The sequence below is a fragment of the Alsobacter ponti genome (assembly GCF_024294805.1).
Lineage (GTDB): Bacteria > Pseudomonadota > Alphaproteobacteria > Rhizobiales > Beijerinckiaceae > Alsobacter > Alsobacter ponti.
The window spans coordinates 270458-292029 of the sequence record NZ_JANCLU010000001.1 but is presented as its reverse complement, the minus strand read 5'-3'; the positions used below and the strand labels follow the sequence as shown (position 1 = coordinate 292029).

At 70.1% G+C, this 21572-nt stretch carries 21 protein-coding genes, 1 tRNA gene and 1 other RNA gene; 7 read left to right on the top strand and 16 right to left on the bottom strand.

All coding sequences use genetic code 11. The features are described 5' to 3' along the window. Positions 1–4: 4 nt before the first annotated feature. The 7 genes from NK718_RS01470 to NK718_RS01440 form a co-directional block, all read right to left on the bottom strand. On the bottom strand, positions 5–1840 hold the full coding sequence (locus tag NK718_RS01470; protein WP_254737855.1) for a peptidoglycan D,D-transpeptidase FtsI family protein: 1836 nt from the start codon (positions 1838–1840) through the stop codon (positions 5–7). 7 nt (positions 1841–1847) lie between these two features. Beyond that, positions 1848–2240, bottom strand: a complete 393-nt coding sequence (gene ftsL / locus NK718_RS01465; protein ID WP_254737853.1) for a cell division protein FtsL — start codon at positions 2238–2240, stop codon at positions 1848–1850. Next, a complete protein-coding gene (rsmH, locus tag NK718_RS01460) occupies positions 2240–3250 on the bottom strand; it encodes a 16S rRNA (cytosine(1402)-N(4))-methyltransferase RsmH (protein ID WP_254737851.1) in 1011 nt (336 codons plus the stop codon). The genes ftsL and rsmH overlap by 1 nt, the downstream gene beginning before the upstream one ends. After that, positions 3247–3729 carry a division/cell wall cluster transcriptional repressor MraZ gene (locus NK718_RS01455; protein ID WP_254737849.1) on the bottom strand — a complete coding sequence of 161 codons (483 nt, stop codon included), beginning with the start codon at positions 3727–3729 and terminating at the stop codon, positions 3247–3249. The genes rsmH and NK718_RS01455 overlap by 4 nt, the downstream gene beginning before the upstream one ends. 320 nt (positions 3730–4049) lie before the next feature. Further along, positions 4050–4443: RNase P RNA component class A (rnpB, locus tag NK718_RS01450), an RNA gene on the bottom strand. A 58-nt stretch (positions 4444–4501) separates the two neighbouring features. Continuing rightward, entirely contained in the window at positions 4502–5125 is a 624-nt protein-coding gene (locus NK718_RS01445; RefSeq protein WP_254737847.1) for a lytic transglycosylase domain-containing protein, read from the bottom strand. 186 nt (positions 5126–5311) lie between these two features. Further along, entirely contained in the window at positions 5312–5797 is a 486-nt protein-coding gene (locus NK718_RS01440; protein WP_254737845.1) for a lytic transglycosylase domain-containing protein, read from the bottom strand. Positions 5798–6113: 316 nt separating this feature from the next. Between NK718_RS01440 and NK718_RS01435 the strand changes: the two genes are divergently transcribed. From NK718_RS01435 to NK718_RS01420, 4 genes are all read left to right on the top strand, one after another. Continuing rightward, the gene (locus NK718_RS01435; protein ID WP_254737843.1) at positions 6114–6401 is read left to right on the top strand and encodes a YMGG-like glycine zipper-containing protein; all 288 of its coding nucleotides are present in this window, start codon (positions 6114–6116) and stop codon (positions 6399–6401) included. Positions 6402–6479: 78 nt separating this feature from the next. Next, entirely contained in the window at positions 6480–7220 is a 741-nt protein-coding gene (locus NK718_RS01430) for a molecular chaperone DjiA (RefSeq protein ID WP_254737841.1), read from the top strand. Beyond that, positions 7217–7987, top strand: a complete 771-nt coding sequence (locus NK718_RS01425) for an N-acetylmuramoyl-L-alanine amidase (protein ID WP_254737839.1) — start codon at positions 7217–7219, stop codon at positions 7985–7987. The genes NK718_RS01430 and NK718_RS01425 overlap by 4 nt, the downstream gene beginning before the upstream one ends. Before the next feature lie 76 nt (positions 7988–8063). Further along, positions 8064–8537: a DUF2852 domain-containing protein gene (locus NK718_RS01420; RefSeq protein ID WP_254737837.1), complete on the top strand. Its 474-nt coding sequence runs from the start codon at positions 8064–8066 to the stop codon at positions 8535–8537. A 4-nt stretch (positions 8538–8541) separates the two neighbouring features. On the opposite strand, the gene metF is transcribed toward NK718_RS01420, so the two are convergent. The 4 genes from metF to NK718_RS01400 all read right to left on the bottom strand — a co-directional run bounded on the left by metF (position 8542) and on the right by NK718_RS01400 (position 12901). After that, entirely contained in the window at positions 8542–9450 is a 909-nt protein-coding gene (gene metF / locus NK718_RS01415) for a methylenetetrahydrofolate reductase [NAD(P)H] (protein ID WP_254737835.1), read from the bottom strand. Further along, the gene (locus NK718_RS01410; RefSeq protein WP_254737833.1) at positions 9450–10451 is read right to left on the bottom strand and encodes an ArsR/SmtB family transcription factor; all 1002 of its coding nucleotides are present in this window, start codon (positions 10449–10451) and stop codon (positions 9450–9452) included. The genes metF and NK718_RS01410 overlap by 1 nt, the downstream gene beginning before the upstream one ends. Positions 10452–10595: 144 nt before the next feature. Beyond that, the gene (locus tag NK718_RS01405) at positions 10596–11306 is read right to left on the bottom strand and encodes a B3/B4 domain-containing protein (RefSeq protein ID WP_254737831.1); all 711 of its coding nucleotides are present in this window, start codon (positions 11304–11306) and stop codon (positions 10596–10598) included. Between the two features lie 101 nt (positions 11307–11407). Beyond that, the gene (locus NK718_RS01400; protein ID WP_371877191.1) at positions 11408–12901 is read right to left on the bottom strand and encodes an AMP nucleosidase; all 1494 of its coding nucleotides are present in this window, start codon (positions 12899–12901) and stop codon (positions 11408–11410) included. Positions 12902–13188: 287 nt separating this feature from the next. Here NK718_RS01400 and NK718_RS01395 point away from each other — a divergent pair, with 287 nt between their 5' ends. Then, positions 13189–14142 (top strand): aspartyl protease family protein, encoded by a 954-nt coding sequence (locus NK718_RS01395; protein WP_254737829.1) that lies wholly within the window; start codon positions 13189–13191, stop codon positions 14140–14142. 93 nt (positions 14143–14235) lie between these two features. Here the strand turns inward: NK718_RS01395 and ettA are convergent, their stop codons facing one another. Then, the gene (gene ettA / locus NK718_RS01390; protein ID WP_254737827.1) at positions 14236–15891 is read right to left on the bottom strand and encodes an energy-dependent translational throttle protein EttA; all 1656 of its coding nucleotides are present in this window, start codon (positions 15889–15891) and stop codon (positions 14236–14238) included. A gap of 419 nt (positions 15892–16310) precedes the next feature. Here ettA and NK718_RS01385 point away from each other — a divergent pair. After that, a tRNA-Ile gene (locus NK718_RS01385) sits at positions 16311–16386 on the top strand. Between the two features lie 107 nt (positions 16387–16493). Here the strand turns inward: NK718_RS01385 and NK718_RS01380 are convergent. Then, a complete protein-coding gene (locus tag NK718_RS01380; protein ID WP_254737825.1) occupies positions 16494–17252 on the bottom strand; it encodes a rhodanese-like domain-containing protein in 759 nt (252 codons plus the stop codon). A 357-nt stretch (positions 17253–17609) separates the two neighbouring features. Here NK718_RS01380 and NK718_RS01375 point away from each other — a divergent pair, with 357 nt between their 5' ends. Next, the gene (locus NK718_RS01375) at positions 17610–18545 is read left to right on the top strand and encodes an FkbM family methyltransferase (RefSeq protein WP_254737823.1); all 936 of its coding nucleotides are present in this window, start codon (positions 17610–17612) and stop codon (positions 18543–18545) included. A gap of 101 nt (positions 18546–18646) precedes the next feature. On the opposite strand, the gene NK718_RS01370 is transcribed toward NK718_RS01375, so the two are convergent. Genes NK718_RS01370 through NK718_RS01360 form a run of 3 tightly spaced genes read right to left on the bottom strand, consistent with a single transcriptional unit; the run spans position 18647 to position 21566 of the window. After that, a complete protein-coding gene (locus NK718_RS01370) occupies positions 18647–19405 on the bottom strand; it encodes an ABC transporter permease (RefSeq protein WP_254737821.1) in 759 nt (252 codons plus the stop codon). Beyond that, positions 19402–20349: an ABC transporter ATP-binding protein gene (locus NK718_RS01365; protein WP_254737819.1), complete on the bottom strand. Its 948-nt coding sequence runs from the start codon at positions 20347–20349 to the stop codon at positions 19402–19404. The genes NK718_RS01370 and NK718_RS01365 overlap by 4 nt, the downstream gene beginning before the upstream one ends. Further along, entirely contained in the window at positions 20346–21566 is a 1221-nt protein-coding gene (locus NK718_RS01360) for an ABC transporter permease (RefSeq protein WP_254737817.1), read from the bottom strand. Before NK718_RS01360 ends, NK718_RS01365 begins: the two co-directional genes overlap by 4 nt. Positions 21567–21572 lie beyond the last annotated feature (6 nt).

The following is a 21572-nucleotide window of genomic DNA, read 5'->3' as shown; positions in this document are numbered from 1 at the left end:
GCTCTCACCGCGTCCCCCAGGCCCCGAGTCGGGTCATGGTCGGGAATGGCGTCACAGGAGGCTCGAATCGCGGCGGAATCCCGAGCAGAGGGGCGGCGCGCTCGATGATTTTTCCGGTCGTCGCGCCGGCGTTCCACGCGGCGGTGGCGAAGCCGTAGGTCTCCGGCAGGCCCTGCGGCTCGTCGTAGAGCACGACGAAGAGGTATTTCGGCTTGTCCGCCGGGGCGATGGCCATGAAGGTCGTGAACAGCCGGTTCTTGCTGTAGCGGCCCCCGATCACTTTCTCGGCCGTGCCCGTCTTGCCGCCGACGAAGAAGCCCGGAATGGCGGCCTTGCTCGCCGAGCCGCGCTCGGCGTTGAGGCGCATCACGAAGCGCAGCGCCTCGCTGGTCTCGGGCTTGATGACGCGGTGGCTGGCCAGCTCGACGTCGTGCGAGTCCCGCTTGAGGAAGGTCGGCGTCACCCAGTTGCCGCCGTTGACGAGCGCGCCGACCGCCGCCGCCGCCTGCAGCGGGGCGACCGCGATGCCGTGGCCGAAGGCGATGGTGATGGTGTTCAGCTCGCCCCAGCGCGCCGGCAGGATCGGCTCCGCCGTCTCCGGCAGCTCGGTACGCAGACGGTCGAGCTGGCCCATCTTCTTGAGGAAGGCCTTGTGCCCATCCACGCCCACCGCCAGCGCCATGCGGGCCGAGCCGATGTTCGAGGAGTGGATGAAGATCTCGGGCACGTTCAGCACGCGGCCGGTGGCGTGATAATCGTGGATGGTGAAGCGCCCGAAGCGCAGCACACCGCGCGTGTCGAAGCTCGAGTTGATGTTGACCTTGCCGGAGTCCAGCGCCATCGCGGTGGTCAGGGCCTTGAAGGTCGAGCCCATCTCGTAGACGCCGACATTGATGCGGTTGATCCGGTTGGGATCGAGCGCGTCGGCGGCGTTGTTGGGATCGAAGTCGGGCAGCGACACCAGCGAGATCACCTCGCCGGTGTTGACGTCGAGAATGAGGCCCGCGCCCGCCTTGGCCTTGAACTTCTCCATGCCCTTGACGAGCTCGTCGCGCATGGCGTGCTGGACGCGCAGGTCGAGCGACAGCGCCACCGGCTTCAGCTCGGACGAGTCGGTGGTGAGGCCGGCGAGGCTGAGCGCCGCCAGGCCCTGCCCGTCGATGTATTTCTCGATGCCCGCGATGCCGACATTGTCGAGGTTGGTCGAGCCCAGCACGTGGGAGACCACCGGGCCATTGGGGTACACGCGCTTGTTCTCGGGCGCGAAGCCGATGCCGGGCAGGCCGAGGCGATAGACCTCCTGCTGCTGCTTGGGCGTGATCTCGCGCTTGATCCAGACGAAGCCGCGCTTCTGGGCGAGCTTCTCGCGCAGTTCGCGCGCGTCGAGGCCAGGCAGCACCGCGGTCAGCAGCTCCACCGCCTCGTCCTTGTCGACGATGCGGCGCGGCTCGGCGAACACCGAGACGGTCTTGACGTCGGTGGCGAGGATCTCGCCGTTGCGGTCGACGATGTCGGGGCGCGCGCCGGAGGTCTCGGCCGCGGCGCGGCGGTGAACGGTCGGTGCGTCGGGCCGCAGGCCGAGCTGCACCAGCCGCCCGGCGATCAGCGCGTAGAGGATGGTGAAGGCGGCGGCGACCAGGAAGACGCGATGCCCGCTCTTGTCGAGCCGCATGCGGAACAGGTCGGTGAGCTGGTCCCAGACGATCTGGCGGCGCGTGCGGCCGGGCTGTTCCGCCTCGCGGGTGCGGTCGTGGAATCCGGCGTCGGGATGCGCGTCGTCGTAGCCGACGGCTGGGCGCGGATCGTGCAGGTCGTGACGGGGATCGACGGGCGCGTTCATCCTCGCCTCACGGTTTGCGGCCGGTCGGCGTGCGGGCGTCCGTCGCCTTCGCCGTCGTCGGCGTGTTGGTGGGAGCGAACAGCCCGAGCGCCTCGAGCTTCTGCCCGATGCCGTCCGACGGCGCGGGGCGGTTCGGCACGTCCTGCCAGCGCACGAGCTGGTTGATCGAAGCCGGCACGAGGTCGGAATGCTTGTCGGCGAGGGCCTGGATGCGGTCCGGACGCCCGACCAGTTGCCATTCGGCGCGCAGCACGGCGATCGCCGTCTTCTCGCGGGCGATCTGGTGGTTCAGCTTCACCACCTCCTCGCCCAGGCTGATGGTGTCGTACTTGATCCGGTAGGCGAACAGCGCGGAGCCGATCAGCGCGAGGATGGCGGCAAGGTGCAGGAAGCGGCCCATCAGCGCCTCCCCCGGCCCGCGACGCGCGCCGGCGGCTCCGGCGGCGCGTCGGTGCGCTCCACCACGCGCAGCTTGGCCGAGCGGGCGCGGGGGTTGGCGGAGACCTCGGCCTCGCCCGCGACGACGGGCTTGCGGGATACCGTCGCGAAGGTCGGCGTGCGCGCCGCCGCGGCTGGCGCGTGCCGCGACGGGGAGGCCTCGCGGCCGGTCCGTTCGGTCATGAAACGCTTCACGATGCGGTCCTCGAGGGAATGGAAGGTGACCACGACCAGGCGGCCGCCGGGCGCCAGCGCGGCCTCGGCCGCGGCCAGCGCGCGCTCCAGCTCGCCGAGTTCGTCGTTCACCGCGATGCGCAGCGCCTGGAAGGTGCGGGTCGCGGGGTGGATCTCGTCGCGCGCGGCGCGGACGACGCCGGCGACGATGTCGGCCAGCCGCTTCGTGGTGACGATGGGCTCGACCTTGCGGGCCTGCGCGATGGCGCGCGCCACGGCGCGCGAACGCCGCTCCTCGCCATAAAGGTAGATCAGGTCGGCGAGCGCGCCTTCCTCGAGGCCGTTCACGAGGTCGGCGGCGCTCTCGCCCGCCATCTCCATGCGCATGTCGAGCGGCCCGTCGTGGCGGAACGAGAAGCCCCGCGACGGGTCGTCGATCTGCATGGAGGAGACGCCGATGTCGAGGACCACGCCGTCGAGCGGCGTCAGGCCGGCGTCGCGCGCGATGGCGTCGAGATCGCCGAAACGTCCGTGGACGAGGGTGAGCCGCCCGTCCGCCTCGCGCACGAGATCCTGCCCGCCGGCGATGGCGGTCGGGTCGCGGTCGATGGCGAGGACGCGGATGTCGGGCCGGGCTTCGAGGATGGCGCGAGTGTAGCCGCCGGCGCCGAACGTGCCGTCGCAATAGACGCCGCCTGGCTTCAATCCGAGCGCGTCGATGACCTCCCGCCGCAGCACGGGAACGTGACGAGCCGGTCCGCCAGCGGCGTCGGAGGTCCGAACGCCGCGACCCGTCATCGTTCCCGCGCTCCGGGAGCGGGGCCCGGCCGCGTGAGCGAGCCGAGCTCCTTCTTGAGTTCCCTCACCTTTCGCCTGGCCTCGTCGAGATGACGTTGGAAAAGCGAGGGCTCCCAAATCTGAAACTTGTGTCCCAGCCCCACGAAGGTCACGGCGTCGCCGATCCCCGCGTGAGCCTTCAAGCTCTCCGTCAGGCCGACGCGGCCCTCCGGGTCCACCTTCAGCACCTCGCTCATGCCGTAGAGCGCGGTCGAGAAATGATCCCGCTCGTCCGAGAACGGCGGCAGCTGGCCGATCAGCGCGTCGATCTCCGCCAGCAGGCCGTTGCCGCCGGCGTCCAGCGCCTTCGCCTCCAGCGAGGGATGCACGTACAGCCCCTCGTAGCCGTCCCTGGCGAGAACCGCCCGGAACGGCGCCGGAATCGAGACCCTGCCCTTCGCGTCGAGCCGGTTCGTGAAGCTGGAGACGAAGCGATCCATCGAAACCCTGCACCCGCTCCGCACCAGTCCCCTCAAGACACGACAGGCCGGCGGCGGTCGAGGCGGCGAGGAGCCGCGCCTTTACGCCCCGCAGACCGATACGCGTGACTTGAAACGGGATGGTTTGGGATAGCATGGGATTACATGGTCGTCAATGGACACGGGGCCGCAAGTCGGCCTTTGCCGGCTCTCCCGCATAACACCGCGTTAGGGTTAACGATGGGTTGAGAAACACGGATTCCCGCGACGTCGGCGGGCCTTTTCGGCCGTCGGCGCAAGGGACTCCGGCGGCCGTGAATCGCCGCGGCGGGAAGGAGAAAAGCGCCAGCCGGCCTGTAAGCCGGGTTCTGTATGGCGCGGGTCGCCCCGCGCGTGACGGCCATTCCTCTGGGACGGCCGTCGCCGGCCGCCTCGAGCAACCAACCCGGGCGACAAGGGCTGGAAACGCCCCCGCGGCGGTTGCCCGCCGCCGTCGCCCCTATTCGGTTTTGCTCCCGGTGGGGTTTGCCGTGCCGCCCCCGTTGCCGGTTGCGCGGTGCGCTCTTACCGCACCCTTTCACCCTTGCCGCGCCGCGGCCGAAGCCGGGGCGAGGCGGTTTGCTTTCTGTGGCACTTTCCCTGGGGTCGCCCCCGCCGGACGTTATCCGGCACCGTGTTTCCATGGAGCCCGGACTTTCCTCCGCCCGCGAGGGCGGCGGCCGTCCGGCCGACTGGCCGGGCTGAGTTAGGAGGACCGGCGCGCCGGGTCAAGCGCGCCGACGTCCGGCGCGGCTCAATTCGCCGCCATGATGGTTCGCGCCTTGGCGCAATAGGCGCGGTTGGCGCCCGACAGACGCGTCGCGTAATGGCCGCTCTGGTAGCGCATCACCGTGGCGCAGGTGTCGCCCCGCGACATCCTGTACGCCTGGGCGAGGTACTTCATGCCGTAGCGGATATTGGTCTCGGGCTGCTTCAGGCCGGCCGCGCCGCCCTCGTAGCCGAGGCCGCGCGCCGTCTGCGGCTTGATCTGCATGAGGCCGACCGCCCCGCCATTGGTGACGCCGGGGTTGTAGCGGCTCTCGATGCGCACCACCGCGTCGGCGAGCGCGAAGGGGACGCCGTTCTCGGCCGCGTGCCGGGCGATCAGGTCCTGGAAGCGCGAGCGTTCGCCGCTGACGTAGCCAAGCGCGCCGTTACGGGAGCGCGTCACCTTGCCGGCCGGCTCGGCCGTGGGAGAGGACGCCGCGACGCCGAGGCTGCCGGTGGTCTCCGGCGCGGCCGCCTCCGTGCGCGGGACGACACCGCCCATCATCGACTGCATGTTGGCGATGCTCTCCCCGCCTTCGGCGAGGGCGGGACCGGCCGAGACGACCGCGCACGCGAACAGGATGGGCAGCGTCGGGAATTTCACGTTCATTCACTGGCTCCGAGGTGGGGGACGGCGGGACAGGACGGAGCGTCCGCGCCGGAAGTGGACGCCGGGCGGCGTCCGCGAGACCGCCCCCGCGCAGGCGCGGGCCGGCCCGGGCGGGCCGGAGATCGGCGGGAAACGACCGCGACCGGACGCGTCGAGCGCGCCCGGACCGGCGGCCGGCAGGTGGGATCAGCGGGAGGCGATCTGCTGGTTGACCTTGGCGCAATAGCCGCGCGCCGCCGACGTCATGGTCGTGGCGCCGTGGCCGGCCTGGTACTTGAGCACCGTGCGGCAAGTGTCGCCGTTGGCGAGCCGGTAGGCGCGGGCGAGATAGATCATGCCGAAGCGCAAATTGGTGTCGGCGTCGAGCAGCCCGGCGGGGGCGCCGTCGTAGCCCATGGCGCGGGCGGTGCGGAAGCTGATCTGGGTGAGGCCGAGATTGGCGCCGTTGCGCGCCCGGGGATTGTAGCGGCTCTCGACGCGCACCACGGCGTCGGCGAGCGGAACCGGAATGCCCTGCGCGGCGGCGTGGCGGGCGATCATGGCGCGGATGCCGCCGGCGTTCTCGCCGGGGGCTCCGGCCGCCTTGCCGGTTTCGCCGGCCTGGGCTGCCCCCGCCATCATGGCCAGGGCAAAGCTGGTCCGCAGCGCGGACCCGCATGCTCCGATCTTCATGGCAACTCCTTTTCGATTAGCCCGACTTCATCCTGATGTTCCCCCTCCCCGACACGGGAACAACAAAGTAGCAGCAAATGCGGCCATGATGTGGCAGGCCATTACGGATCGCCAAATAGGACAGAACTCCAATTACTCGGCCATATACAGTTCTTTAATCTATTCTTAAGAATGCAAAACCTTCTTCTTACCTCCGGAATATCCATCGGTCGTTCTACACAGACCCTCAGTTGACGGAACCACTCGCGTAAGTTGTGGTAGCGCCACATCACCGGGCCGATTAGGATGCGCCGGGAGCAACCAAAAGGAGGGTCCTTTGCTGACTTACGTTCGTAGTTGCGTCATCGTGGCCGCCGCCGCGCTGTCGCTTTCGGCCTGCACCGGGACCGGCACGCGGCAGGGCGACCGGGCCCTCACCGGCGCGGCCATCGGCGGCACGGGCGGCGCGATCATCGGCGGCCTGGCGTCCAACAGCGTCGGCGGCGCGGTCGCCGGCGGCGTGATCGGCGCGGCGGGCGGCGCCATCATCGGCGCAGCCACCACGCCCACCAAGTGCTACACGCGCCGCTCCGACGGCCGGCGGGTCTGCACCAAGAACTACTGAGCCATCCCACGCGAAGCGGACACGACGCCGGCCCCCCGTCGGCGTCGTTTCTCGTCGGGCCACCCTGTTGGGCCATCCATGAGCGAATCGAAAGCCGGCGGCGTCAGCCTGTGGGGCAAGATCGGCGGCGCCAGCCTCGGCTTCGCGCTGGGCGGCCCGCTGGGCGCGCTGCTCGGCGCGCTGGCCGGGCACTACGTCGTCGACAGCGACAGCTCCCCCTTCGCCGCCGATCCCGAGATCGTCTTCACCACCGGCCTGATCGCGCTCGCCGCCAAGATGGCGAAGGCCGACGGCGTCGTCACGCTGGACGAGGAGGCCGCGTTCCGCCGCATCGTCGAGGTGCCGCCGACCGAGGCCGCGCGCGTGCATCGCCTGTTCGACCTGGCGCGCCAGACCTCGGACGGCTTCGAGGCTTACGCCGCGCAGATCGCCGAGCGGTTCTCCGACAAGCCCGAACTGCTGGAGGACGTGCTCGACGGCCTGTTCCACATCGCCAAGGCGGATGGCGCGGTCCACGAGGCCGAGCACCGCTACGTGGCGCGCGTGGCCGGCATCTTCGGCTTCGACGAGGCGGCGTTCGCCCGCGTCGAGGCCCGCCACGTCATCACCCGCGACGATCCGTGGCTGGTGCTCGGCGCGTCGCGCGACTGGGACGACGCCACGCTGCGCCGGCACTATCGCCGGCTCGTCGCCGAGAACCACCCGGACCGCCAGATGGCGCTGGGCCTGCCGGCCGAGGCCGTGCGCATCGCGGGCGACCGCCTCGCGCGGATCAACGCCGCCTGGGACCGCGTCGCCAGCCAGCGGGGACTGCGGTGAGCGGCCTCCCCGCCCCCGACTGCCGCCTGGCGGCGAAGGTCGTGCCCTCGCCCAACCAAGGCGAGCGGCGGGACGCGCGCCGGCCGGACATGATCGTCCTGCACTACACCGGCATGCCGGGCGCCGCCTCGGCGTTGCAGCGCCTGTGCAACCCGCTCGCCGAGGTGTCGTCCCACTACCTCGTGCTCGAGGACGGGCGCATCTTCCAGCTCGTGCCGGAATCGGCGCGCGCCTGGCATGCCGGCGTCTCCAACTGGGCCGGCGACACCGACCTGAACTCCGCCTCGATCGGCATCGAGATCGTCAACCCCGGCCATGACGGCGGCTACCCGGACTTCCCGGAGGCGCAGGTGGCCGCCACCAGCGCGCTGTGCGCCGACATCGCGGCGCGCTGGGGCATTCCCCCGCAGCGCGTGCTCGCGCACTCCGACATCGCGCCCCGCCGCAAGGCGGACCCCGGCGAGAAGTTCCCGTGGCGTCGCCTGCACCGCGACGGCGTCGGTCACTGGGTCGAGCCGACGCCGCCCGGCGACGGCCGCGCCTTCGCGCGCGGCGACGAGGGCCAGCCCGTCCAGGCCCTGCAGGCGATGTTCGCGATGTACGGTTACGGGCTCGACGTCACCGGCGTGTTCGACGAGGCGACCGAGGCGGTGGTGCGCGCCTTCCAGCGGCATTTCCGGCAGGAGCTGGTGGACGGCGTGGCCGACCGCTCGACCCTGACCACGCTGCGCGACCTGCTGCGCGCCCTCCCCGCGTCCGCCGCCTGACGCGCCTTGCGTGCGCCGTAATCGGTCCCCATCTGCGATCCCATCGGCGCGCGTCCGCGCCACGCAGGAGGTCTCCGTGAACCACTCGAATGACTACCCCAACCAGACGGGCCCGGCCTACGGCCACGGCTACGGCGGCGGTCGCGGCTGGCGCTGGAAGCCTCTCGACATCGCGCTGCTCGTCGTCGCCTTCATCGTGTTCTGGCCGCTCGGCCTCGTCGTGCTGGCGTGGAAGATCTGGAACGACCGCCAGCCCAACCCGCAGGACCTCGAGCAGGTGCTGCGCGTCGGCTTCGAGCGGCTTCAGGCCGGCTTCGATTCGATGATGGCGTCGTTCGGCGCCGGCGCCGCCGCGCCGGCGGGCGCTCCGCCGGTCACCGGCAACGAGGCGTTCGACGCCCACATTCGCGAGGACTGGGCCCGCTTGGAGGCCGACCGCCGCCGCATCGAGGAGGAAGTGGAAGCCTTCCGCGCCTTCCTCGCCCGCGAGCGCTCCGGCGGACGCGAGACCTACGAGCGGTTCCGCGCCAGCCGCGAGGGCCGCGCCTGAGCGTTCAGGCCGCGTCCTCGGCGGGCGTCGGGCGAAGCCCGAGCAGGTGGCAGATCGCGTAGACGAGGTCCGCGCGGTTCATCGTATAGAAGTGGAAGTCCCTGACGCCGCGGTCGAGCAGGTCGATCACCTGCTCGGCCGCCACGGCGGCCGCGATCAGCCGGCGCGTGGCCGGGTCGTCGTCCAGCGCCTCGAAGCGGTGCGCCAGCCAGGCCGGGATGCTCGCGCCGCAGCGGCGCGCGAACTCCGCCGTCTGGCGGAAATTCTGCACCGGCACGATGCCGGGAATGACCGGGATGTCGATGCCCCGCGAGCGCACCTTGTCCAGGTAGCGGAAATACACGTCGTTATCGAAGAAGAACTGGGTGATGGCGCGCGTCGCGCCGGCGTCGACCTTGGCCTGCAGCACGTCGAGGTCGTGCGCCATGCTCGGGCTGTCGGGATGCTTCTCCGGATAGGCGGAGACGGACACCTCGAAATTGGCGATGGCCTTCACGGCCCCCACCAGCTCGGCCGTGCTGGCGAAGCCTTGCGGATGCGTCTCGTAGTGCGCGCCCGCGCCGCCCGGCGGGTCGCCGCGCAGCGCCACGATGTGGCGCACGCCCGCTTCCGCGAAGCCGCGCACCACCGTCTCGATCTCGTCGCGCGTCGCGCCGACGCAGGTCAGGTGCGCCGCCGGCTTCAGCGGCGTCTCGCGCACCAGCCGCGCCACGGTGTTGAGCGTGCGCTCGCGCGTCGAGCCCCCGGCCCCGTACGTCACCGACACGAAGTCCGGCCGCAGCGGCGCGAGCCGCGCGATGGCGTCCCACAGCGTCGCCTCGGCCTCGGCGCTCTTCGGCGGGAAGAACTCGAACGACACGCGCAGGCCCAGCGGCCCGGCGCGGCGGCTCAGGCGGACGGGGGACAGGGTCATCACGCAACCTCCTTCACCGGGCCGGGCGCCGTTCGCCGGCCGCGGCCGACCCAGAGAGACACCGTCAGCTTGTCGCCGGCCTCGCCGGCCGTCTCCAGCGTCCGGTGGTCGAGAGCTTCGACCCCGGCGTCCTCGAACCAGGCCTCCACCTGCGCGCGCTCGAAGCCGAGGCGGCGATGGGCGTGGCGCTCGCGCAGGAACTCGAGGCCGTGCGGCGCGAAATCGACGACGACGAGCTTGCCGCCCGGGGCCAGCGCCAGCGCCGCCTCGCGGATGGCGCGCCCAGGATCGTCGAGGTAGTGCAGCACCTGGTGGACGAGCACGAGGTCGAACGCCCCGCGCTCCACCGGCAGCGCGTAGATGTCGCCCTGGCGCAGTTCGGCGCGGATCACGCCGGCGCGCTCCAGGTTGGCGCGCGCCACCGCCAGCATGGCGTGGTTGGTGTCCACCCCCACCAGCCGCCCGGCACGGCCGGCGAGCAGCGCCAGCAGGCGGCCCGTGCCGGTGCCCAGATCCAGCAGCGCGCGCACCGGCTCAGCGCCGATGCAATCGAGGATCGCCGCCTCGACGACGTCGTCGGCGACGTGCAGGGAGCGGATGCGGTCCCACTCGGCGGCGTGGCGGTCGAAATAAGCCTGCGCCACCGCCGCGCGGGCGGAGCGCACGGCGGCGAGCCGTCCCCGGTCGGCGGCCAGCACGGGGTCGACCGGGTCGACCCGCCCGACGATCTGGCGCGCCAGCTGCCCGGCCGGGTCGCGGTCGGCGATGCGGAAGAACGCCCACGCGCCCTCGCGATGGCGCACCACCAGTCCCGCCTCCGCCATCAGCTTGAGATGGCGCGAGATGCGCGGCTGCGACTGGCCGAGAATGTCGGTGAGGTCGGAGACGCTCAGCTCGCCCTGGTCGAGCAGAGCGAGGATGCGCAGGCGCGTGTCCTCGCCCGCCGCCCGAAGGCTGGCGACGAGGGCGTCGAGCCCGATCCTCATTCCCTGCTGGTCCATCGCCGTCCCGCGTCAATCTCCATCATGATTGATATAAACATATCTTTATGTGCGCAAGACGGTTTTGTGGAGACAAGCGAAATCGGCGCGAGGGCAGCACCCCCGAGGCGAAGTCTGCAATCTCTGGGGCCTGCGCGTCGCCGCTCAGAGGCTCACGCGAGGCGACGCCGCCGACACCACAGCGACCCGGCACGCGCCGCCGCACGAGTCGCGCAGCAGCCGCGCCAGGTCGTCGGCGGCGGCCAGTGGATCGCCCACGCCGTTCGCCTGCAGCGTCACCACCGCGCCCGTGGTCTGCGGGGTCACCAGCGTGCGCGCGTCCTGCCGCCAGTTCCAGCGCCGGCACAGCACGTGCCGCGCGTCGGCGTAAACGACCTCGCCGGGCTTGGGCGGATCGTTGGGGTCTTCGCCCGGCTCCGCCGCCATGTCGACGAAGCTGTCGCCCGGGCGCGAATAGCGGAAGGCGAGCGGCGGCTCGATGCGGTCGACGTCGTCCGCGCCGACGCACAGCACGTGGGCCAGCGACACGGCGTTGTAGGCGTCCACGAAGGCGTTGATGCGCGGCAGCTCGCGGCCGGCGAGCACGTTCTTGACGATGCGCTCGACGGAGCAGCGATAGCTCGTCTTCTTGATGCCGAACGCCCGGTAGGCCGCGCGCCACGCGGCGACGCCGGGGATGGCGGACAACTCCGTGCCGCCCCAGCGCTCCCGGCACTCCGCCTCGCGCCTCCTGATCTCCGCGTCGAGCGCTTCGGGCCGCTCGGCCGGGATCGACAGCCCTTCCGCGACGACGAGCGCAGCGGAGAAGTCGGGGAAGGCGGGGACGAGTTCGCCGATGTCGAGGCTGAGGGGCATCACGCGGACCGGGCTGGAGCGGAGGCAGGACACCCCTGCCTCGCCAAACGCGGCGGGCCTGTCAAGCTGCAAGGGGTCGTGGCGGGAGCCCGCAATTCGCACTACCTGAACGGCGGTTCGTCGAAGCTCCTGAGCTTCCTCGAATGCAGCCCTTCGCGCTGGCTGCGCAGTTGGTCGAGCGCCGCGAGGCCGATGCGCAGGTGCTCGCTCACGGCGCGCTCGTAGAAGGCGTTGGCGGCGCCCGGCAGCTTGATCTCGCCGTGCAGCGGCTTGTCGGAGACGCACAGCAGCGTGCCGTAGGGGACGCGCAGGCGAAAGCCCTGGGCCGCGACGGTGCCGCTCTCCATGTCGACGGCGATGGCGCGGGAGAGATTGATGCGCCGCCGCTCCTGGCTCCAGCGCAGCTCCCAATTGCGGTCGTCATAGGTGACGACGGTGCCGGTCCGCAGCCGCCGTTTCAGCGCCTCGCCGCGGTCGCCCGTGATCCGCGCCGCCGCCTCCTGCAGCGCCACCTGCACCTCCGCCAGCGCCGGGATCGGCACGTCGGTGGGGACCAGCGCGTCGAGGATGCGATCCTGCCGGAGATAGCCGTGCGCCAGCACGTAGTGGCCGATGTGCTGCGACTGCCGCAGCCCGCCGCAATGGCCCACCATCAGCCACGCATGGGGACGCAGCACGGCGAGGTGGTCCGTGATGTTCTTGGCGTTGGACGGGCCGACGCCGATGTTGACGAGCGTGACCCCGCGCCCGCCGGGCGCCACCGCGTGGTAGGCCGGCATCTGGAAGCGGTGCCAGGGCGCGGCGGCGATCCTGGCCTCGATCTCGGCGTCATCCATGTCGCGCGTCAGGCGCACGCCGCCGGGCAGTTCGAGCCGCTCGTAAGCGCCCTCCCCTCTCAGCTGCTCGACGCCCCACTGCACGAACTGGTCGACATAGCGATGATAGTTGGTGAGCAGGATCCACGGCTGCACGTGCCGCCAGTCCGTGCCCGTGTAGTGGACGAGCCGGCGCAGCGAGTAGTCCACCCGCACCGCGTCGAACAGAGCGAGCGGCCGCGGCTCGCCCGGCACGAACTCGAAGACGCCGTCGGCGATCTCGTCGCCGACGCTGGAGAGCAGCGGCGTCGGGAAGAAGCGCGCCAGCTCGGCCGCCGTCGCCGAGCCGCGGCCCAGCTCGTCGCCGCGCTCGAACACGTAGGGATAGGGGATCTCCTGCGGGCCGACGCCGACCTCGATGGTCGCGCCGAACTCGCCGACCAGCGGGCGCAGCTGCTCCAGCAGGTAGGATCGGAACGCCGTGGGATGCGTCACCGTGGTCGTGTAGATGCCCGCCTCGGCGAACTTGGCGAAGGCGCGCGGGCTCGTCGCCGGCACGCCCTCGGGCCGGTAGGTCAGCGTCAGCTCGGGATAGCGGAACGTCAGCCGCTCCTCGGGAGTGGGCGGCGCGCCGGTATCCAGGAACCGCTCGACGCTGGCGCGCAGAGCGCCGGTCGCCGCGTTGAAAAGCTCGGCGAGGCGGTCGACCGCCTCCTCGGGAGTGGCGATGGCTTCGCGGCTGCGTGTCCCCGCCGCGCCCGGGATGTCGATGGTGCTCACGGGCTCGAAACTAAGCCGGCGCGGCCCACCGCGTCCAGTCCGGCGCGAGCGCGATAGAACGTCGTTGCGCCCCTCCGACAGCGCCGACCCAATCGCGACGGGCGCGACGAGCGCCGTCTTTCGCGGGCCAAATCCGCTTGCTAAGCTTCAGCCGTTTTTCATCGGGATTTTTGATTGTGAGATTGCTATCGCCGCTTGCCGCCGCAGCCGTCCTGGTGCTGGCCGCTCCGTCTCTCGCGCAGGATAGTCCCTACGTGGACCGCCTTCCCGCTCTCGAGAGATTTGGATTGAACCTGCCGCTCGAAGTGGTGGAGCAAAAGAAGGTTTGGAACAGCTTGGACGAGCTGTCCCGCGAGCCCTGCGACAAGACCGCAATCCGCAACCTGGGCGCCGCGCTTGAAACCGCGGGAAGGCGACGGGACGCGGCGCGCGCGCTGATCGCGTTCTCAAGGGATTGCGGCGGCGACGCAGGATCCCTCCGCACCGCCGTGAACATCCTCTACCGCCTGTCCGACCACGCCGGCGCCGCCGATGCCGCGACGGAGTTGATCAAGCTGAGCCCCTACGACGACAACGGCTATTATTTGCGCGGGCTGGCGCGATTTGGCGCGAAGGACTACGAGCGCGCGATCGACGACATGGCGACCGCCGTCGCGCTGTTCGGCGACAAAACCCGCATCTCGAGCTCGGCCTACGTGACCATGTCGAAGAGCTACGAAGAGCTCGGTCGTCCGTGCGACGCGATGACCCCCATCGCGACATGGGTCGCGATCGACCCGGTCCGGAACGATAACAGTCAGACGCAGGCGATCCTCGCCGGTCTGCGCGCGAAGGGCGGCTGCCCGGCGACGACGGGTCGCGAGGAGACGATCCCGATCGCCCGGCTCGGCGAGACGGTGACGATTCCCGTCACCGTCAACGGCGCGAAGGGCCTGTTCATCCTCGACACCGGCGCAACCTTCGTGTCGCTCACGCGGGACTTCGCCGCCAGGGCCGGGATCCAGACGGACGGCGCCAGCCTCGTCCAGATCCGCACCGCCAACGGAGTCGCCAGCGCACGCACTGGCAAAGCGCAGACGGTTCAGTTCAGGAGCATCAAGGCCGAGGGCGTCGCCGTGGTCGTCCAGGAAACCGCCGTCGGGTTCGGGAACAAGGTCGACGGGTTGCTCGGCATGAGCTTCCTGTCCAGGTTCGACCTGCAAATCGACAACAAGAACATCCGCCTCAGAAGCCGCTCCTGACGGACTGACCGGTCGGGAGCGGCGTCGGCGGAGAACGGGCAGCCGCGACGGAACGGACTCTGACCGCTCCGCCTCGGCTCGCCACCGGCCGCCTCAGCGGCCGAACTTCTTGTACTTGATGCGGTGCGGGATGGTGCTGTCGATGCCGAGGCGGCGCTTCTTGTCCTCCTCGTAGTCCTGGAAGTTGCCCTCGAACCACTCGACATGGCTGTCGCCCTCGAAGGCGAGCATGTGCGTGGCGACGCGGTCGAGGAAGAAGCGATCGTGGCTGATGATGACGGCGCAGCCGGCGAAGTCCTCCAGCGCCTCCTCCAGCGCGCGCAGCGTGTCGACGTCGAGGTCGTTGGTCGGCTCGTCGAGCAGCAGCACGTTGGCGCCGGACTTCAGCATCTTGGCGAGGTGGACGCGGTTGCGCTCGCCGCCCGAGAGCATGCCGACCTTCTTCTGCTGGTCGCCGCCCTTGAAGTTGAACGCCGCGCAATAGGCGCGCGAATTGAACTCGCGCTTGCCGAGATAGATGACGTCGTTGCCGCCGGAGATTTCCTCCCAGACGGTCTTCTTGTCGTCGAGCGCGTCGCGGGACTGGTCGACATAGCCGAGCTTCACCGACTCGCCAATCGAGATGCTGCCGGCGTCCGGCTTTTCCTGGCCGGTGATCATGCGGAACAGCGTCGTCTTGCCCGCGCCGTTCGGCCCGATCACGCCGACGATGCCGCCGGGCGGCAGCTTGAAGGTGAGGTTCTCGATCAGCAGGCGGTCGCCGAAGCCCTTCGACAGCCCGTCGAAGTCGATGACGTTGGTGCCCAGGCGCTCGGCGACGGGGATGACGATCTGCGCGGTCGTCGGCGCCTTGTCGTTCTGCTTCTGCAGAAGGTCCTCGTAGCGCTGGATGCGCGCCTTGGACTTGGCCTGGCGGGCGCGGGGCGACGCGGCGATCCACTCGCTCTCGCGCTCCAGCGCGCGCTGGCGCGCCTCCTCCTCGCGGCCCTCCTGCATCAGGCGCTTCTGCTTCTGCTGCAGCCACGAGGAGTAGTTGCCCTCGTAGGGGATGCCGCGGCCGCGGTCGAGCTCGAGGATCCAGCCGGTGACGTTGTCGAGGAAGTAGCGGTCGTGGGTGACGATCAGGATGGCGCCGGGATAGGTGCGCAAATGGCCTTCCAGCCAGGCCACCGTCTCGGCGTCGAGATGGTTGGTGGGCTCGTCGAGCAGCAGCATCTCGGGCTGCGACAGCAGCAGCTGGCACAGTGCGACGCGGCGCTTCTCGCCGCCCGAGAGCTTGGCGACCTCGGCGTCGTCGGGCGGGCAGCGCAGGGCGTCCATCGCCTGGTCGACCTTGCTGTCGAGATCCCACAGGCCCTTGGCCTCGATCTCGTCCTGCAGCTTCATCATCTCGTCGGCGGTGTCGTCCGAGTAGTTCATCGCCAGCTCGTTGTAGCGGTCGAGCACCGCCTTCTGCGGGCCGACGCCGAGCATCACGTTGTCGCGGACCGAGAGGTTGGGATCGAGCTGCGGCTCCTGCGGCAGGTAGCCGACGCGCGCGCCCTCGGCGACCCATCCCTCGCCCACGAACTCCTTGTCGATGCCGGCCATGATGCGCAGCAGCGTGGACTTGCCCGAGCCGTTGACGCCCAGCACGCCGATCTTCGCGTCCGGGTAGAAGGACAGGTGGATATTGTCGAGGACCTTCTTGCCCCCCGGATAGGTCTTCGACAGACCCTGCATATGGTAGACGTACTGATAGGAGGCCATGGCCGCCCTTCCACGGTTCGCGATGTCGGAATGGTGCCCGCTATGTAGCGACCGCCCAACGGGCGGGCAAGGGCCTCGGATGGCCGGCCGGACAGCGCGTCAACCTTTTGTTCACCCTGTCGGCGCGCCGCGCGCAAACGCCCTCCGAAGGTCTCGATGCGTCCCGACTCTCGCCGCATTCGAACACGACCTTGGCTGCGTCGCGGAGAGGGGAGACGGGGATGCTGATCGACGCCATCGAGATCGTCATCGAAACGGTCGGAGACCTGCTCGCCGCCCTGTTCCGTCTTCCGGGCCGCTTCGCCGACGATTGCAACGAGAGCGGCGCCGGCCTCTGAGCCGAGCCCACGCGGCCGCGATTGCGCCGGGCGTCGAGTTCCGCTTAAGTGCGCCCGCTGGCGTCCGGGCTCCGCCCCGCCGGGCCCGTAGCTCAACGGTTAGAGCCGGCCGCTCATAACGGTCTGGTTGCAGGTTCGAGTCCTGCCGGGCCCACCAAAAGCTCTCCGCGAGCTGGGGAGATCTTCGCGATCACGGAATAGCGCGTCATTTCGCGGGTTGGGTGGCGGAGACGCCGATAACATCCGTCTCTGCCTCAGGTGGATTCAAGGCGTTCGGAGGACCGCTTCCAAGTCCTCGAATTTGCCTGGATAGTACGCCACGTTGTGCCACGGACGAATGCTCAGGGCTGCGGCGAGTGCCCGAGCCTGCTCAGCGCCACGGCCAAAGACCACGATTCGCGTGTTGAAATCGTCGAGGGGCATGGGGCTGCCCTGGACGGACTTGGCCTGCTCCGCGGTTAGATGCAGGGCGCGAGGCAGGCTGCCTTTTGCGAACTCTTCGGTGGACCTTGCGTCTAGAAACACTGCAGTGTGGTCTTGTTTGTAAACTCTTGCCACGCCTTCGATCTCGACGACGGTTGGGCCACCAAGAGAGCGCCAAATGGGCATTCCAAGTTGATATCGACGAACATTCGTGAAGCCGGCTGCAAGAAGCAGGTCGCTTACCCGGCGGCTGGCCTGACAGAACGGACCGTTGCAATACAAAATCAACGACTTCGCTTTGTCTCCCGAGACAAGCTGGCCGACAGCTTCCGCAAGGTCCGAAGGCGAAGCAGACAGGTTGTTCGCACCGGGAATATGACCGTTCACGAACTCGGAGCGCGGCCTCGTGTCCAGGATCACAGAGCTGCCATCGGCCACGATCCGACGCATTTGCTCAGTGCTGACTTCCTCCGTCTTCTGTCCACTCTCGCCAGTCGTCGCGCTTAAGATACCGGCTTCTTGAGCAGTCGCCTGTCCGGTGAACATCAACACGGAAATCGCCGCGATTTTGGCTACGGCCCGAAAGCTATAGTGTTCCAAGCTCACCTCCCTTGGCGCCAGCTTGCAGCAAAAACCCGATCACGTTGGACCAACCGTCAACTACCGTACCATCAGCGGCCAGTTTAGGGACGCGAAAACGTCATCGTCGCTTGCATGTGATCGGGACGGCGACGAGCGCAATCCAGCTTGGAGCGTTCGTGGCCCTTGTGCCCCGGAGCGTCGGCATCGAATGAATGCGGGCAGCTCAGGCGCGATGTGGCAGCGCTCGTGGTCCGAAACCCGCGCCGCCAGGCGGCAGCGGCCACTGCGCACGCCCCGTCACTCTGTTATCGATGGTCGGCGCGACGCTCCCGTCGCCATTGGCCGTCGTCCGGCCGACATCGCGCGAGGCGCCCCATGCTGCTGTCGTACGCGCAGAACCTCGAGGACTATCACCTCTCGCTGGCCTTCGCGGGACAGTCGAGCGGCTTCTACATCGATGTGGGCGCGGGCCATCCGGTCGCCGACAACGTCACGCAGTTCTTCTACGAGCGCGGCTGGCGCGGCATCGTGGCGGAGCCGCAGCCCGAGCTGGCGGCGCTCTATGGCAGGCTGCGGCCTCGCGATGCCGTCTTCGAGGGACTGGTCGGACGTCGCGACGGCGAGGCCCGCTTCCATCAGGTCGAGCGCCTGCACGGCTTCTCGACCACGGTCGAGGAGCACGCCCGGGCGGCGGGCGCGTTCGGCGCGGCTTACGAAACCCGCGTGCTGCCCTGCCTGACGCTCGCCACGCTGTGCGAGCGGCACAAGGTGACCGCGATCGACATCCTCAAGATCGACGTCGAGGGCGCGGAGGCGGACGTTCTGGCGGGCAATGACTGGTCCCGCTTCCGGCCTGCCGTGGTGGTCGCCGAAGCCGTGACGCCGGGCGCGGGAGACCGCGCGTGGGACGCGTGGGAGCCGGAGCTGCTGGCGCGGGGCTACCGGTTCCGCCTGTTCGATACTCTCAACAGGTTCTATGTGGCGCAGGAGCGCCCGGACGTGTTCGAACGCCTGCCGGCCGAACGCGCGGACTGGGGCGCGGCGACGCACATGTACGAAATCGGCCGCGCACCCGAAAACGCCGCCCACCCGGACCACGCCCTCGCCGGAGCGTTGGCGAAGGGCTTCTGGGCCGATCTGCCCAACATCCCCCTGGACGCGCTCGCCCGCGTCCTGGTGCGGGGCCGCGGCGAGGAGGCCAGCCCCGACGCGCTCGCGGCGGCGAGAGCCGAGATCGAGACCGACGCCTTCCGGGCCGCCCTCGGCCGGATCGCGTGCGGCTATGATGGCGGCCAGATCCACGACGAGTGACGGCAGGGCCATCGAGCAGATGAACCGCTTCGCGGCGGACGTGCGCCGGCGCTTCTTCATTCTCGCGGCGCAACTCGACAGCGAACTCTCCGGCGCGCTCTTTACTCCCGCTCGTTGGCGGGCAGGCCGAGGCGGAGGATGATGGAGCGTTCGGCCGCGAGCATGGCGTCGTAGATCAGCGCCGCCATGAGCGCGACGACGAGTCCTCCCTGGACGATGAAGGCCGTGTTGTCGGAGAGCAGCCCGGCGATGATCACTTCGCCCAGGCCCTTGGCCGCGACGGTCGAGCCGATGGTCGCGGTGCCGATGGCGACGACCACCGCGAGCCGGGTTCCGGTCATGATCTGCGGCAGAGCGAGCGGCAGTTCGACGCGAAACAGCCGCTGGGCGGGCGTCATCCCGCAGCCGCGCGCGGCCTCGGTCACGGCGGCGGGGACCTGCTGGATTCCGACGAGCGTGTTCTCGAAGATCGGCAGCAGGCCGTAGGCGAAGAGCGCGATGAAGGTGGGCCCGTCCCCGAAGCCGACCAGCGGCACCGTCAGCGCCAGCACGGCGACCGGCGGAAACGTCTGGCCGACATTCACCACCGCGCGCGACAGCGGCAGGAACTCGGCGCCCGAGCGGCGGGTGACGAGGACGCCGAGCGACACGGCCACGAGCGTGCTCGCCAGCGTGGCGAAAACGACGATCTGGAAGTGCGACCACGCGAGCGCCAGCAGGTTCCCCTGCCGGTAGATCGGCGGCGCGCCGTTGCTCGTCAGCGGCGCGAACAGGGGCGCGAAGGCCTCCGGGCGAACGAGGAACGCGGCGAGCAGGATCGCGCCGACAAGTCTCGCGATGGTCCCGACCGACACTTTCACGGCGACCTGCCGTGCCGGAGCACGCTGGCCAGCGTGACGCGCCCGACGGGCCGGCCGTCATCGCCCGTCACGGCAAGCTCGCCCTCGCCCGTCCAGAGCAGGCTGGCCAGCGCCTCGCGAAGCGACGCGCCAGCCGGGACGGAGTGCGAGGGCGGCGGCGTGCTCGCATCGAACGGTTCGGCCGCGTCGCCGGCGCGCACCAGCGCCAGGAGCCGCAACGCGCCCTCCCCGCTGCCGGTGAGTTCCGCGACGCGGGGATCGGCCGGGCGGGCGATCATGTCGCGGGGCGTGCCGTATTGCAGGACCCGGCCGGCCTCCATCACCGCGATCCGGTCGCCGAGCCGGAAGGCCTCGTCCATGTCGTGCGTGACGAGCACGATGGTCGCGCCGAGCCGCGCCTGGATGGCCTTGAGGTCGTCCTGCGCCTTGGAGCGGATGATGGGATCGAGTGCGCCGAACGGCTCGTCCATCAGCACGATGTCCGGCCCGGCGGCGAGCGCGCGGGCGACGCCCACGCGCTGCTGCTCGCCGCCGCTGAGCTGGTGCGGATATTGGCCCGAGAACCGGGCGGGGGAGAGCTGAAGCAACTCCAGAAGCTCGCTCACCCGCCGGGCGATGCGGTCCCGGGGCCAGCCGAGCAGCCGGGGCACCGTCGCGATGTTGTCGGCGACCGTGCGATGCGGAAAAAGGCCGTGCCCCTGGATGACGTAGCCGATGCCTCGCCGCAGCACGTGCGCCGGCACGGTCGAGACGTCCCGCCCGTCGATCGAGATAAGGCCTGACGTGGGCTCGACCAGCCGGTTGATCATCCGCAGCAGCGTCGACTTTCCCGATCCCGAACGCCCGACGACGACGGCCATCTCGCCCTTCTCGACGACGAGCGAAACGTCGTCCACGACGGCGCGCTCGCCGTAGAAGCGGGTCACGCCCTCCAGGCGGATCATGAACCCGGCCCTTCGAAAGCTTCCGCCGCGGCGTCCAGCAGCACGGACGCGCAGAAGGCGAGCGCCACGGTCGGCGCCGCGCCGAGCAGCACGAGGTCGATGGCCGTCTGCCCGAGGCCCTGGAAGACGAACGTGCCGAAGCCGCCGCCGCCGATCAAAGCCGCCACCGTCGCCAGCCCGATATTCTGCACGAGCACGATGCGGATGCCGGTGAGAATGACCGGCACCGCGAGCGGCAGCTCCACCTCGCGCAAAACCTGCCCGTCGGTCATGCCCATGCCGCGCGCCGCGTCCACGGCGGCGGCGGGGGCCTGGGCGAGGCCCGCCACGGTGTTCGCCGTCACCGGCAGCAGGGCGTAGAGCACGAGGGCGACGAAGGCCGGCGCGCCGCCGATGCCGGCCACCCCAAACTGCGACAGGACCGGGAACGAGCGCGCCAGCAGGCCCAGCGGAACCATGAGCATCCCGAACAGCGCGATGCTCGGGATGGTCTGGACGATGTTGAGCCCTTGCAGCGTCCCCGCGCGAAGCCGCGGCGCGCGGTGGCAGAGAATGCCCAAGGGCAGACCGATCAGCACGGCGACGGCGCAGGAGCCGCCGGCCAGCACGAGATGCCAGCGTGCTTCCCGTGCGAACACGTCGGCGCGGTTGGCGTATTCGCGCATGACGGAGAGCTGGTCGAACAGCCCGAACCGAAACGCCAGCCAGCAGGCCGCGATGGCGAGGGCCAGCGCCGCGACGCGCGCCCCGGGGAAGAGCCGCAGGCGGGCCAGGGCGTCTGTCGCGAGCAGGGCGAGGACGGCGGTCATCAGCCACGCCCCGGCGCCGGGCGACACGCGGGCGAAGCTGTCGCCGGGAGGCGTGAAGCGGGACGCGGCATGGCTGACGGCGGCCGCGAGCCCCGCCAGTCCGGCGAGCGCTGCGGCGAGGCGGACGGTGGGCGCGCGGACCAGCATGGCAACCCCGGCGACCACGGCCAGCAGGGCCGCGAGCTCCGCCGCGCCGGCCCTGGACAGGGAGTCCGCGAGACCGTGCGGCTGGCCGGAGGCGATCCGGTTGGCCTTGACGATCATGAAGGGAAGCAGCACGGCGGCGGCGAAGCCGACCGCCGCGAGCAGGGAGCCGAGCCGGTCGGCCGGCCACGCCGCCCGGCCGCGCGCCGTGGAGGGCCGGCCGGCCCCCTGTCCGCCGATGACGGCTTTGGCGGGCGGGGCCATGGCCCT

Coding starts and splice junctions, on each gene's coding strand:
- NK718_RS01470 (WP_254737855.1), bottom strand. CDS start 1,840: ATGAACGCGCCCGTCGATCCCCGTCACGACCTGCACGATCCGCGCCCA.
- ftsL (WP_254737853.1), bottom strand. CDS start 2,240: ATGGGCCGCTTCCTGCACCTTGCCGCCATCCTCGCGCTGATCGGCTCC.
- rsmH (WP_254737851.1), bottom strand. CDS start 3,250: ATGACGGGTCGCGGCGTTCGGACCTCCGACGCCGCTGGCGGACCGGCT.
- NK718_RS01455 (WP_254737849.1), bottom strand. CDS start 3,729: ATGGATCGCTTCGTCTCCAGCTTCACGAACCGGCTCGACGCGAAGGGC.
- NK718_RS01445 (WP_254737847.1), bottom strand. CDS start 5,125: ATGAACGTGAAATTCCCGACGCTGCCCATCCTGTTCGCGTGCGCGGTC.
- NK718_RS01440 (WP_254737845.1), bottom strand. CDS start 5,797: ATGAAGATCGGAGCATGCGGGTCCGCGCTGCGGACCAGCTTTGCCCTG.
- NK718_RS01430 (WP_254737841.1), top strand. CDS start 6,480: ATGAGCGAATCGAAAGCCGGCGGCGTCAGCCTGTGGGGCAAGATCGGC.
- metF (WP_254737835.1), bottom strand. CDS start 9,450: ATGACCCTGTCCCCCGTCCGCCTGAGCCGCCGCGCCGGGCCGCTGGGC.
- NK718_RS01410 (WP_254737833.1), bottom strand. CDS start 10,451: ATGGACCAGCAGGGAATGAGGATCGGGCTCGACGCCCTCGTCGCCAGC.
- NK718_RS01405 (WP_254737831.1), bottom strand. CDS start 11,306: ATGCCCCTCAGCCTCGACATCGGCGAACTCGTCCCCGCCTTCCCCGAC.
- ettA (WP_254737827.1), bottom strand. CDS start 15,891: ATGGCCTCCTATCAGTACGTCTACCATATGCAGGGTCTGTCGAAGACC.
- NK718_RS01375 (WP_254737823.1), top strand. CDS start 17,610: ATGCTGCTGTCGTACGCGCAGAACCTCGAGGACTATCACCTCTCGCTG.
- NK718_RS01365 (WP_254737819.1), bottom strand. CDS start 20,349: ATGATCCGCCTGGAGGGCGTGACCCGCTTCTACGGCGAGCGCGCCGTC.
- NK718_RS01360 (WP_254737817.1), bottom strand. CDS start 21,566: ATGGCCCCGCCCGCCAAAGCCGTCATCGGCGGACAGGGGGCCGGCCGG.